General features: G+C 73.8%; 11 protein-coding genes and 1 pseudogene. 3 read left to right on the forward strand and 9 right to left on the reverse strand.

The window, feature by feature from the left end; all coding sequences use genetic code 11:
* Window positions 1–93: 93 nt before the first annotated feature.
* Window positions 94–1,209 carry a zinc-binding dehydrogenase gene (locus tag AYX06_RS09975; RefSeq protein ID WP_186815681.1) on the reverse strand — a complete coding sequence of 372 codons (1,116 nt, stop codon included), beginning with the start codon at window positions 1,207–1,209 and terminating at the stop codon, window positions 94–96.
* A 213-nt stretch (window positions 1,210–1,422) separates the two neighbouring features.
* On the opposite strand from AYX06_RS09975, the gene AYX06_RS09980 reads away from it, so the two are divergent.
* A complete protein-coding gene (locus AYX06_RS09980; RefSeq protein ID WP_062735639.1) occupies window positions 1,423–1,683 on the forward strand; it encodes a GlsB/YeaQ/YmgE family stress response membrane protein in 261 nt (86 codons plus the stop codon).
* A gap of 4 nt (window positions 1,684–1,687) precedes the next feature.
* On the opposite strand, the gene AYX06_RS09985 is transcribed toward AYX06_RS09980, so the two are convergent.
* The 4 genes and pseudogenes from AYX06_RS09985 to AYX06_RS20200 all read right to left on the reverse strand — a co-directional run.
* The gene (locus AYX06_RS09985) at window positions 1,688–2,065 is read right to left on the reverse strand and encodes a hypothetical protein (protein WP_147017783.1); all 378 of its coding nucleotides are present in this window, start codon (window positions 2,063–2,065) and stop codon (window positions 1,688–1,690) included.
* A gap of 90 nt (window positions 2,066–2,155) precedes the next feature.
* Window positions 2,156–3,211: a CPBP family intramembrane glutamic endopeptidase gene (locus AYX06_RS09990; RefSeq protein ID WP_062735641.1), complete on the reverse strand. Its 1,056-nt coding sequence runs from the start codon at window positions 3,209–3,211 to the stop codon at window positions 2,156–2,158.
* Window positions 3,212–3,279: 68 nt separating this feature from the next.
* The gene (locus AYX06_RS19760) at window positions 3,280–4,194 is read right to left on the reverse strand and encodes a ribokinase (protein ID WP_062736992.1); all 915 of its coding nucleotides are present in this window, start codon (window positions 4,192–4,194) and stop codon (window positions 3,280–3,282) included.
* Between the two features lie 36 nt (window positions 4,195–4,230).
* Window positions 4,231–5,406: pseudogene (locus AYX06_RS20200) on the reverse strand (nucleoside hydrolase); the annotation flags it as partial.
* On the opposite strand from AYX06_RS20200, the gene AYX06_RS10005 reads away from it, so the two are divergent.
* Window positions 5,291–6,889, forward strand: a complete 1,599-nt coding sequence (locus AYX06_RS10005; protein WP_062735642.1) for a NupC/NupG family nucleoside CNT transporter — start codon at window positions 5,291–5,293, stop codon at window positions 6,887–6,889. The pseudogene AYX06_RS20200 and the gene AYX06_RS10005 overlap by 116 nt on opposite strands.
* Before the next feature lie 158 nt (window positions 6,890–7,047).
* On the opposite strand, the gene AYX06_RS10010 is transcribed toward AYX06_RS10005, so the two are convergent.
* The 3 genes from AYX06_RS10010 to AYX06_RS10020 all read right to left on the reverse strand — a co-directional run bounded on the left by AYX06_RS10010 (window position 7,048) and on the right by AYX06_RS10020 (window position 9,846).
* Window positions 7,048–8,130 (reverse strand): aldo/keto reductase, encoded by a 1,083-nt coding sequence (locus tag AYX06_RS10010; RefSeq protein WP_062735643.1) that lies wholly within the window; start codon window positions 8,128–8,130, stop codon window positions 7,048–7,050.
* 110 nt (window positions 8,131–8,240) lie between these two features.
* Complete coding sequence (locus AYX06_RS10015; protein WP_062735644.1) at window positions 8,241–9,101, reverse strand: class II fructose-bisphosphate aldolase; 861 nt, start codon at window positions 9,099–9,101, stop codon at window positions 8,241–8,243.
* Window positions 9,102–9,126: 25 nt separating this feature from the next.
* Window positions 9,127–9,846, reverse strand: a complete 720-nt coding sequence (locus tag AYX06_RS10020) for a FadR/GntR family transcriptional regulator (protein WP_062735645.1) — start codon at window positions 9,844–9,846, stop codon at window positions 9,127–9,129.
* Between the two features lie 205 nt (window positions 9,847–10,051).
* Here AYX06_RS10020 and AYX06_RS10025 point away from each other — a divergent pair, with 205 nt between their 5' ends.
* Window positions 10,052–10,372 carry an NAD-binding protein gene (locus tag AYX06_RS10025; protein WP_062735646.1) on the forward strand — a complete coding sequence of 107 codons (321 nt, stop codon included), beginning with the start codon at window positions 10,052–10,054 and terminating at the stop codon, window positions 10,370–10,372.
* 179 nt (window positions 10,373–10,551) lie between these two features.
* On the opposite strand, the gene AYX06_RS10030 is transcribed toward AYX06_RS10025, so the two are convergent.
* A complete protein-coding gene (locus AYX06_RS10030; protein ID WP_062735647.1) occupies window positions 10,552–11,463 on the reverse strand; it encodes a LysR family transcriptional regulator in 912 nt (303 codons plus the stop codon).
* Window positions 11,464–11,487: the final 24 nt, after the last annotated feature.

Raw genomic sequence — 11,487 nt, forward strand, 5'->3', positions numbered from 1 at the left:
TCTAGGGCGCCCATTGGTCTTCAGCCCCGAAGGACGCGCACATCGTCATGCATGATGCTGCTTCGCTATGAGCATCTCGCTGCAGTGCTTTGTTCATGCGTCAGGGAACTCGATTACCTGCCGCACCGCCCGCCCCGCGTCCAGCTCGTCCATCGCCTCGTTGATCTGCTCGAGCCGGATGTGGGAGGTGATGAGCTTCTCCAGCGGCAGCGCGCCGTCACGCCACATCTGCTCGTACTTGGGGATGTCCACCGCCGGCACGGCGGAGCCGAGGTAGCTGCCGATGATCTGGCGGGCCTCGGCGGTGATCTTCAACGGCTCGATCTGGGACATCGCACCGGGTGCCGGCAGGCCCACGGTGACGGTCACCCCGCCCACGGCGGTGGCGTTGAACGCGGTCTCGAACGCCCGCGGATGCCCGGCGGCCTCGATCACCACGCGGGGCTTGTCCTCCAGCGCCACGAGCTCGTCCGGGGTGAGCGCCTCGTCGGCGCCGAACTCCTTCGCCAGCTCCAGCTTCTCGGCCAGCGTGTCCACGGCGATCACCCGGCGGCAGCCCACGGCCTTGGCCACCAGCACCGCGGCGAGCCCCACGCCGCCGAGGCCGACCACGGCCACTGCGTCGTCGGGGGTGGCCTGTGCCGCGTTGATCACGGCCCCTCCCCCGGTGAGCACCGCGCACCCCATGACGGCCGCGATGGGGGCCGGGACGTCCTCGCCCACGGGCACCACGGAGCGGCGGTCCACCACGGCGTGGGTGGCGAACCCGGAGACCCCCAGGTGGTGGTAGACGTTCCCGCGGGCCTGGGAGGTGAGGTGCTGGGAGCCCTCGATCAGGGTGCCGGAGGCGTTGGCCTTCGAGCCGACCGTGCACGGCAGCAGCCCCTCGGTCCGGCACGCGGCGCACTCGCCGCAGCGCGGCAGGAACGCCATCACCACGTGCTGGCCTTCCGAGAGGTCGGTGACCTCGGCGCCCACGTGCTCGACGACGCCGGCCGCCTCGTGCCCCAGCAGCATCGGCAGGGGCCGCGGCCGGTTGCCGTTGACCACGGAGAGGTCGGAGTGGCACACCCCGGCGGCGGTGATCCGCACGAGCAGCTCGGTGGGCCCGGGCTCGCCGAGCTCGAGCTCCTCGACGCGCAGCGGCTGCGACTCCGCGTACGGGGCCGAGGCCTCCATGGTCTCCAGGACGGCTCCACGAATCTTCACGACGACCTCCGGTCTCGGTGCTGGGCTGTGACGCCGTTCACCGTACCGCCCGGTCCGGGAGTTATCGAGGACGTGCGCCGGACCGTCCCGCCGCGGGATCGGCCCGCCCCGGTCCGTGCGGAGGAATCGGCAGTATGCGTAGTATCGGTGTGCGGCACTTCAGGAGAACCCCCGTCGCCGCAGGGACCCCCGACCTGAGAAGGAAGACCCCCCATGATCGGCTTCATCGTTGCCGGACTCGTCATCGGCGCCCTCGCCCGGCTCATCAAGCCCGGCAAGCAGCACCTCAGCCTGATCGCCACGCTGCTGCTGGGCCTGGCCGGCTCGGTGATCGGCGGCGTCATCGCCAGCGCGCTGGGCACCGGCGACATCTTCGAGCTCAACGTCCTGGGCTTCATCGTGGCCGTGATCGCCGCGGTGCTGCTGATCGGCGTGGCCGAGAGCCTGGCCGGGCGCAACCGGGCCGTGCGCTGACCGCTCAGCCGAGCAGCACGGGCAGGAGCAGGCCGATCACCGTGAGCACGGCGCCGGTCCAGAACAGCCACCGCGTCATGCGGTAGGGGGCCGTGAGCGCCCATCGCCGCGGATCGCGGACGCGGTAGTACACCGTCACCTCGGCCCCAGGGGCGGGAACGGGCGCCGGCGGGTCCGGCCACGGCTCCTCGTGGATCTCGTAGCGGGTGGTGTGCCAGCGCAGGCAGGACTCCCCGTCCGTGAGCACGTGCAGGGCCTCCGTCTTGTGCCAGCCGAGGTAGAGGCACCGGATGAGCAGGGCCGCCACCACCAGCGCCACACCGGTGTTGGTGGCGGCGGCGCTGAGCACTTCGAGCAGAGCCGCTCCACGGAGTCCGGTCACGGTTCCGAGCCTAGTGACCGACCGTGCGGGTCACCGTGCGACGCCCCCCGATTCCCAGGCATCTCCCGGCCGATGCGCCAGGTCGTGGCCTCAGGCACCCGCCGGCGGGGCGGCCCGGTAGGCCAGTCCGCGCCGGCGGGCGAGGACGATCAGGACCGCGGCGATGGCCGAGATGACCAGCATCGGCACCAGCATGAACGGGCCGCCGGCGCCGGCCGAGCGGTCGAGCCCCTCGCTCATCTGGCCCGCGGCGGTGGCCACCAGGAAGAGCATGACGTTGTTCGCCGCGTGCACCAGCGAGGCCGCCTCGAGCCCGCCCGTGGCCTGGCTCAGCAGCGACATCGCGATCCCGAAGACCAGGTAGTAGACGATCAGCCACACGTCGGTGGCGAAGTGCGCGATCGAGAACAGCACGGCGCTCACCCCGGTGCCGACCACCAGGGACGGGACGGCCCCGGAGACCCACGAGCCGGCCGCGCGCTGGATCACGCCGCGGAAGATGTACTCCTCGGAGGCCGCCTGCAGGGGCGTGGTCAGCAGGACGACCGCGAGGAAGGCCCACGCGGTCGCGTCCAGGGAGAGCGGGCCCGGCGCCTCGACGAGCGCCACCAGCCCCACGTAGGCCACGAACAGCGGCACGACCACCAGGGCGGCCCGCCCGCACCAGCCCCAGCGGAAGCGGCCCAGCACCGAGTGCAGGGTGCCGACCGGCTGCCGGTGCAGATACCGGTGGAGGACCAGTGCGACGACGGCCGAGAGCACCAGCGTGAGATTGCTGGCCAGCAGCAGCACCGGCGTCATGGTGATCTGCCCGCTCGCGAGGTCGTCCATCGTGGTGGAGCCCAGGACGAGGTCGATCCCCATGGCGCCGAAGGTCAGCACGATCGAGAACAGCAGCACCGCCGCGCAGAGCACCAGGATGCTGGTGAGTCCCTTCCACCAGCGGTTGCGGGGTGTGCGGTAGAACTCCGCGTAGGTGACCGGCGCCGTCGTCGGGACGCCGAACGGCGGGACCGGGCCGCCGGGGCGCCCCGGGTACGGGGCCGCGGGCCACCCCACAGGGCCGGGAGGCCGGACGCCCGAGGGCGCGGGCGCAGGAGGGGCGGGCTGCCAGGGCGCCGGTCGCCGCGGAGGCTGCGAGGTCATGCCTCCAGCGTAGTTCTCGGCACCGACCCCAGGGTCCGGGGCCCGTGCCGGGCCGGTGTCGCGGACGGTCAGGCGGGACCGGCAGAGGGCGTGCCGCCGTCGGAGGGGGACGGCAGGTAGTGCTCCAGCGGGGAGAACTCCGGCTGCGAGGAGGCGTCGCCGACGGCGTGGGCGCCCACCGCGTTGGCGGCGCGCAGGGCCGTCTCGTGGTCGAGCCCGGCGGCGAGGGCCAGCACCAGCGCGGCGCAGAAGGCGTCACCGGCGCCGACCGTGCTGACCACGGCGACCTCGTGGGCGGGGGCCGAGGCGATCTGCCGCCCGTGCGCGTAGAGGGCCGAGCCCTGGGCGCCGTAGGTCACCGCGACCAGCTCGGCGTCGGCCAGCTCGGGGATCCGGGCGTACTCGGTCTCGTTCACGATGACGAGGTCGCACCGCTCCACGAGCTCGGCCGGGAGGGGCCGGGCCGGGGCGGCGTTCAGGGCGAAGAAGCCCGGGGTCCGGCGGGCGGTCTCGCACACGGTGTCGAGCTCGATCTCCAGCTGGCAGAGCACGACGTCCTCCGGCGCGAAGCTCACGTCCTCGAGGGACACCTCGGCGTTGGCCCCGGCGCAGACGGTGATCTGGTTCTCCCCGTGGCGGTCCACCGTGATGAGGGCGGTGCCGGTCGGCGCCGGCACGCGGCGGACGCCGGTGGTGTCGACGCCGGCGGCCGCCAGGTGGCGGAGGAGGAGCCCGCCGTCCGGGTCGTCGCCGACGGCGCCGATCATCCGGGCGCGGCCGGCCAGCCGTGCGGCGGCCACGGCCTGGTTGGCGCCCTTGCCGCCCGGCTGCCGCTGCAGGTCCGCGCCGATGACGGTCTCCCCGGGCGCGGGCAGCCGCTCGCACACCGCCGTGAGGTCGACGTTGATGCTGCCCACCACGGTGAGCGCGGCCCTGGAGGGCTCCGCGGGCGCGGCCGGGGCGAGCCGGCGGAGGGTGTTCAGGAGGTGCGGCGCGAAGTCCTCGGCCAGCTCGAGCACCACGCGGCACCGGGCGCCGGCGGCCGCGGGGTAGCCGGTGAACCGCCCGCGCAGGTCGCAGATCGTCTGGCCGCGCCCGGGGCCGTCGGTCGTGTCGACCTGGACCGTCACCCGCGGCGCGAGGGCCGGTTCCACGGTGCCGGCCGCCAGGGCCGCGGCCAAGGGGTCGTGCAGGGCGGAGAGCGGGCGGCCGAAGACCCCGGTGTAGAACTCGGCGTAGCGCTCGAGCATCGCGGCCAGCGGGGGCAGCGCCGGATGGTCGACGGCGGCGAGCTGCTGCCGCTGATCCTCGTCCAGGCGGTGGTCCATGGTGACGTCCAGCGGCACGAGGGTCACCTCCCAGGCGGCGGCGAGCACCTCGGCGGCCGCCTCCGGGTCGTGCAGGATGTTGGCCTCGGCGACCGGCGTGCGGTTGCCGGGGACCAGGGCGGCGCCGCCCATGACGGTGACGCCGGCGACCAGCCCGGGCAGGGCGGGGTCCTGCCGCAGGGCGCGGGCGAGATTGGTCAGCGGGCCGGTGGCCAGCACGTGCAGCTCGCCCGGGTGCTCGTGAGCCAGCCGGATGAGCATCGCGTCCGCCGCCTCGGTCACCGGCTCGGCCGCCGTCCGCGGCAGCTCCACGTCCCCGGTGCCGTTGCCGCCGTGCACCGCCGGGGCGCCCCCGCCGAACCGGTCGCGGAGGGGGTCACGGGCGCCGACCGCGACCGGGATGTCGGAGCGGTCCAGCAGCGCCAGCAGATCCACGGTGCTGCGCGCGGCGGTCCCAGCGTCGGTGTTGCCGCTGACGGTGCCGATGCCCCGCAGGTCGACCGAGGGGGTGGCCACCAGGTAGGCCAGGGCGACGGCGTCGTCGATGCCGGTGTCGCAGTCCATATAGAGGGGCCGGGCAGCCGGATCGGTCATCGCTCTCACCCTTCGGATCGGTCGAGGACAGGGGGACCTCGCAGCGCTCCGGCTAGAGTACGCGGTACCACGCCGGCGGTGCCGCTCGCAGGAGGCAGTGCCCGCACCGACGTCGTCGCCGGCACCCTGGGCACCCTCGACGGAAGGACAACCGGACATGCTCGACGTGCTGTGGGGCATCGGGGGCATGATCGCCCTCCTCGCCATCGCCGTCCTCTTCTCGGTGGACCGCCGCAGGATCCGCATCCGCACCGTGGCCCTGGCGCTGACCATCCAGGTGGTCTTCGGCGTGCTGGTGCTCTACGTCCCGGCCGGCCGCGCCGTGCTGGAGGCCCTCACCCTGGCGGTCCAGGCCGTGATCAACTCCTCCTCCGCGGGCATCGACTTCCTCTTCGGCCCGGTCCTGCCCGAGGAGGGGTCGGTCTTCGCCTTCCAGGTGCTGCCGGTCATCGTGTTCTTCGCGGCCCTGACGTCGGTGCTGTACTACCTGGGCGCCCTGCAGTGGGTCGTGAAGATCATCGGCGGCGGCCTGGCGAAGCTCCTCGGCACGACGACGCCGGAGTCGATGAACGCGGCCGCCAACATCTTCGTGGGGCAGACCGAGGCGCCGCTGGTCATCCGGCCCTACGTGGCCGGGATGACGCGCTCCGAGCTCTTCGCCGTCATGTGCGGCGGGCTGGCCACCGTGGCCGGCTCGGTGCTCGTGGGCTACTCCCTGCTCGGAGCGCCGCTCGAGTACCTCATTGCCGCCTCGTTCATGGCGGCGCCGGCCGCCCTGCTCATGGCCAAGCTCCTCGTCCCCGCCGGGGCGCTGGAGGAGGCCCGGGACGAGGCGCCGGCGGGTGCTTCCGTGCGGACCTCCGACGATGCCGCCGGCCCGGCGGACTCCGGACACCACGCCGGTGCCCCGGCGCAGACCGGGTCGGCGAAGGAGGAGCGCCGCGGCGCCGCCCGGTGGCTCGCCCGCGGCTCCCGGCGCGGGGCGACGTCCTACGCGGCCGTCGAGTTCGCCCGCCGGGAGGACGCCCAGGGGGAGGACGCCCAGGCCGCGGCTCGCGGCGACGGCGTCGCCGCCCGGCCCGACGGTGCTGTCCGGTCGGACGATGCCGCCCAGTCCGGCGACGCCGCTCGGCCCGACGATGTTGCCCGGTCCGCCGACCCGGCAGGGGTGTCCGCCACGGACGCGGCCGACGGCGCGACGGGCGGCGCGAGGGGCGATGCGGCCGACGAGGACACGGAGCCGGCCAACGTCATCGACGCCGCCGCCCGCGGCGCGTCCGACGGGCTGAGCCTGGCCCTCAACGTCGGCGCGATGCTCATCGCCTTCATCTCCCTCATCGCGCTGATCAACATCATCCTCGGCGCGGTCGGCGGCCTGTTCGGGCTGGAGGCGATCACCCTCGAGCAGCTCTTCGGGTACGTCTTCGCGCCGGTGATGTTCGCCGTCGGAGTCCCCTGGGCCGAGGCGATCGACGCCGGCAGCTTCCTGGGGCAGAAGCTGGTGCTCAACGAGTTCGTCGCGTTCGCCGACTTCGCCCCGCAGATCGAGAACTACTCCCCCAAGACCCAGGCCATCGTGACCTTCGCCCTGACCGGGTTCGCGAACTTCGGCTCCCTGGCGATCCTGCTCGGCGGGCTCGGCGGCATCGCCCCGAGCCGGCGCCGGGACATCGCCCGGCTCGGCCTGCGGGCCGTGCTCGGCGGGACGCTGGCCAACCTCATGAGCGCCGCGATCGCGGGCATGCTCATCGGCTGACCGCGCCGGAGCGAGCACGGCCCGGCGGGACAGGCACGGCCGGTCGGCACCTGCGTGGCCCGTTCGCGCCGGGAGGGCTCGGCCGGCCGTGCTCGCCCGGACGGCCGGGCGGCATCCGGCGTCCGGTGCGCGGCCTCCGGCGTCCGGTGCGCGGCCTCCTACGCTTGGGCCGGGTCCTCACCGAAGACGTGGCCGCGCTGCTCGGCGTAGAACTCCGCCTCCGCGGGCTCGGGGCGGTCCTGGCCGTTGAGCAGCCGGTGCCACAGCGGGTAGTAGGCGGGCAGCTGGGACGCGGACGTGATCCGGTCCCGGGCCTCCTGCGGCAGCGTCAGCTCGGCGGCGTCGAGGTCCTCCTGCAGGTGCTCGAACCGCCGGGCGGCGATCACGGTCCCGTCGATGCCCGGGCGGCCCAGGATCCAGGAGATCACCACCTGGGGGATCGTCCAGCCCAGCTCCCGGGCGATCTCGTCGAAGAGCTCGATCAGGTCGTAGGCGCGGTCCCGGTCCACCACGTGGGGCTCGGGCCAGCCGGTGCCCTGGCGGGTGTCGGACGGGGTCTCGGCGCCGCGGCGGACCTTGCCGTTGAGCAGGCCCTCCCCCAGCGGGCTCCAGCCGAAGGTCGCGAGCCCGAGGTCGCGGGCCGCCGGGACGATCTCGTACTCGATCTCCCGGGCCTCCGGGGTGTAGTAGGCCTGGTGGGCCACCGGGCCCTCCAACCCGGCCAGCCGCGCCTCGTAGACCGTCTTGGCCAGCTGCCAGCCGTTGTAGTTGGACACCCCCCAGTAGCGGATCTTCCCGGCCCGGATCAGCTCGTTGGCGGTGGCGATGGTCTCGGTGATCGGGGTCTGCCCGTCCCACTGGTGCAGGTAGAGCAGGTCGAGGTGGTCGGTCCTCAGCCGCTTCAGGCTGTCCTCGACGGCCCGGGTCACGTGGATCCGGCTCGCGCCGCCGTCGTTGGGGCCGTCCCCGGTGGGGGTGCGGGCCTTGGAGGTGAGGACGACGTCGTCCCGCCTGCTGCCCAGCACCTCGCCCAGCACCCGCTCGGCGTCCCCGCCGGAGTACAGGTTGGCGGTGTCGATGAAGTTCACGCCGCGGTCCAGGGCCTCGTCGATCTGCCGGCGGGCCTCGTCCGGGCCCAGCCCCGCGATCTTCTCGAACCCTCCGCCGGAGCCGAAGGGGATGGTGCCCAGGGCCAGCCGGGAGACGTACAGGCCAGAACTGCCGAGTCGGGTGTATTCCATGGAAGGACTCCTCTGCTCGTGGTGCGGTGGTGGTGCTTCCTGCGGGTGCTCCCGGGCGGCCGGCGGACCGGGCCCGCGGGGCACGGTATGCGGCAACGACGAACCGGGGCTCAGGAATTCCGGGAGCGCGCCTCGGCGGTGGTCAGCCGGTGGGCCAGCGTGGTGAACTCGCCCACCGCCTCGGTCCAGTCCTCCAGGAGCGCCCACAGGTTCAGGCCCTGGCACCGTCGCTGCTCGACCCGGTCCGCCAAGGAGGCGAAGACGGCCGAGCGCAGCTCGGTGTTGATGTTGATCTTGCCGATGCCCGCCAGCGGCGCGCGGACCAGCATGGTCTCGGGGATCCCGGAGGCGCCGTGCAGCACGAGCGGGGTCTGCTCGGCGGCCTCGCAGATCTGCTCCAGGCGGCTCCAGTGCAGCCGCGGGGTGCCCCGGTAGTGCCCGTGCACGTTGCCCACGGCCACCGCCAGCAGGTCCGCCCCGGACCCGTCCAGGAACCCGGGGACCTCGCCGGGGTCGGTCATGCCGCCGGCCTCGGAGGTCCCGGCCGTGTCCTCGTCCCCGGGCAGGCTGCCGAGCTCCGCCTCGACCACCACGCCCGGGCCCACGAGCTCCCGGGCCCGGGCGACGAACGCGGCGTTCGCGGCGGCGGGCAGGGCGGAGCCGTCGGCCAGGACGGCGTCGACGCCGGCCGCCGCCGCGTGCTCGATCAGGTCCAGGTCCACGGCGTGGTCGAGCTGCACGCACACGGGGTTGGCGGCGTCGTCGGCCAGCGCGCGCAGGGCGGTGATGAGGCGGCGTCCGCCGGCCCCGGCGGCGGCCTTGGGCGGGACCAGGAGGATCACCGGGCGCTCGGCCCGCTCGCTGGCCTCCACCACGGCCTGGGCGGTGGTGAAGTCGTAGGTGCTCAGCGCCGGCACGGCGGTGCGGGCGGCGAGGGCGGCGGTGACGACGTCGAGCAGGTTGGCGCGCATGGGCACAGTCCTTCGGGATATGCGGTCAGCGGTCGGCCGGGGAGGTGTCCCCGAGCACGTAGGTCTTCAGGTCGGCGAGCGTCTGCTGCATGTGCTCGTCCATGGCCTGCCGGGCCCGGGCGGGGTCGGCGGAGGCCAGCGCGGAGACGATCTTGCGGTGCTCGGCGATGGCGTGGGCCTGGATCTCCGGGACCCGGGAGGTCTGGGCCCGCCGCTCCGTGAGCACCCGGTGCAGCGGTTCGAACAGCACCGCGATGAACACGTTGCCCGAGGCCTGCAGGATCCGCTCGTGGAAGCGCAGGTCGGCGGTCACGAAGGCCGCCACGTCCCGGGCGCGGTGGGCGTCCTCCATGGCGTCGGCGTCCCGGGCCATCCCGTCCAGCTCCTCGGCGGAGAGCCGCCCGGCGGCCAGCTCGCAGGCGCCGGTCTCCAGGAAGCGGCGCAGCTCGATCAGCTGCACGGCCGCCGCCGCGTCGTCCTGTCCCTCCGAGACCGCCCGGATCACGGCGTCGAGGGACGCCCACCGGGACACGGGGTTCACGAACGTGCCGCGCCCGCGCTCCACGCGCAGGATGCGCTGGGCGCCCAGGGTCTTGATCGCCTCCCGCACCGTCATGCGGCTGACCTGGTGCTCCGCGCTGAGGTCGATCTCGCCGGGCACCACCGAGCCGGGCGGGAGGTCCCCCGCGATGATCCGCTCGAGGAGGGCGTCGGCGACCTGGTCGACCAGGGACGGGCGGGCCATGGTGCTCCTCCTCGGCGCGTTGGACGGCTGGCAGCGGCACCTGTGCATGCTCCCGGCTCTGGGACAAGAGCCTAGCAATCACGCCATGTCAGATGTCTGGTCTTCTGCCGGGGAGAGGCCGAGCGTTGACCGCGTGTCGCAGCTCACATAAGATGTCTGACATCTTACAGGCCGACCTACGGGCCCGGAACTCACCGAGGATCTCATGACCACCACCACACTCGTCCGGCTGGGACTGGCCGCCGTCGCGGTCATCCTGGGACTGATCATCAAGGGCAGGGTGCATCCCTTCCTGGCCCTGATGGAGGACTGCGGCCCGCGGATGCTGCAGGGCGAGGCGGTCGAGGTCCGCTCCGCCCTGGACATCTTCGTCACGGACATGGGCCTGGTCACCGACGCGGCCCGGGCGGTCGCCCAGCCCGTGCCGCTGGCCGCCGCGGCCGAGCAGCTCTACGTGCGCGGCCGCCGCGAGGGCCACGGCCGGCACGACGACTCCTCGGTCTACGACATCCTCCGCCCCCGCTAGCCCCGCCCCGGCCCCGGCCCCACCTCTGCTGCGGGCGCCCCCACCCCGCGACTGACCACGCGTCCCCCGACTGACCACGCGTTCCCGTGGCCAGTCGGGGGACGCGTGGTCGGTCGCGGACTTTCGGGCGGCTCTGTGGCCGGAGCTCGAGACCCGTCAGCCCTGGGAAGGCGGGCCGGTCAGGCCCGGGGGCTCGGGGCGGCGACGAGCTCCTCGCGCATCTCCGCCACCGCCGCGCGGACCGCGGCCATCACGGCCTGCACGGCCGGGCGGCGCAGCAGGTCCGACCGGGAGACCACCCAGTACTCCACCGGGAACCACAGCTCTTCCGGGAAGAGCCGCACCAGCTCCGGGACGCGCTCGGCGAGGTAGCAGGGCAGCAGCCCGATCCCGGCGCCGGCCCGGGTGAGCTCCACGTGCACCACCGAGGAGGTCGCGCCCACGCCCTGGCGCATCCGCGGGAACCGCCGGCGCGGGATGTCGAGCTCCGCGACGTCCTGCATGGAGTCCACGAAGTAGATCAGCGGGTGCTCCTGCACCTGCTCGGGCGTGCGCAGCGGCGGGTGGGCGGCGAGGTAGTCCCGCGAGGCGTAGACGCCCAGGGAGTAGTCGGCCAGGTGGGAGGCCTCCTTGCGGGAGACCTCCGGGCGCCCGACGACCACCTCCAGGTCGATGCCCACCGGGTTCGTCTGCGCCCGCCGGGCGGCGTTGATCATCTCCAGCCGCACCCCGGGGTGCTCCTGGACGACGTGGCGCATGGCCGCGCCCATGACCACGCCCCCGAACCCGTCCGGGGCCAGTGCCCGCACCACGCCGCTGATCGAGTTGCCGCGCCCGCCGGGCCCCAGGGGAAGGGCATCCATGGCGTGCTCGATCTCCTCGCCGGCGGCCACGAACTTCCGGCCCAGCTCGCTGGGCTCCCACATGTCCCCGGAGCGCACGAGCAGCCGGGCCCCCACGGCTCTCTCGAGCCCGGCCATCCGCCGCGACACGGTGGTGTGACTGAACCCGAGGTCCGCCGCGGCACCCGTGTAGGACCCGTGGCGGACCACGGCGAGCAGCAGCAGGAGGTCATCAGCGCCGTGCGACAAGGGGCTTCTCCTCCGGGACGGAGC

The organism is Kocuria turfanensis, assembly GCF_001580365.1.
Taxonomy (GTDB): Bacteria; Actinomycetota; Actinomycetes; order Actinomycetales; family Micrococcaceae; genus Kocuria; species Kocuria turfanensis.

Bases quoted from the DNA above. Each gene is read 5' to 3' on its own strand.
- AYX06_RS09980 (WP_062735639.1), top strand. From the start codon at position 1,423: ATGATCGGCTTCATCGTTGCCGGACTCGTCATCGGCGCCCTCGCCCGG.
- AYX06_RS09990 (WP_062735641.1), bottom strand. From the start codon at position 3,211: ATGACCTCGCAGCCTCCGCGGCGACCGGCGCCCTGGCAGCCCGCCCCT.
- AYX06_RS10005 (WP_062735642.1), top strand. From the start codon at position 5,291: ATGCTCGACGTGCTGTGGGGCATCGGGGGCATGATCGCCCTCCTCGCC.
- AYX06_RS10010 (WP_062735643.1), bottom strand. From the start codon at position 8,130: ATGGAATACACCCGACTCGGCAGTTCTGGCCTGTACGTCTCCCGGCTG.
- AYX06_RS10015 (WP_062735644.1), bottom strand. From the start codon at position 9,101: ATGCGCGCCAACCTGCTCGACGTCGTCACCGCCGCCCTCGCCGCCCGC.
- AYX06_RS10020 (WP_062735645.1), bottom strand. From the start codon at position 9,846: ATGGCCCGCCCGTCCCTGGTCGACCAGGTCGCCGACGCCCTCCTCGAG.
- AYX06_RS10025 (WP_062735646.1), top strand. From the start codon at position 10,052: ATGACCACCACCACACTCGTCCGGCTGGGACTGGCCGCCGTCGCGGTC.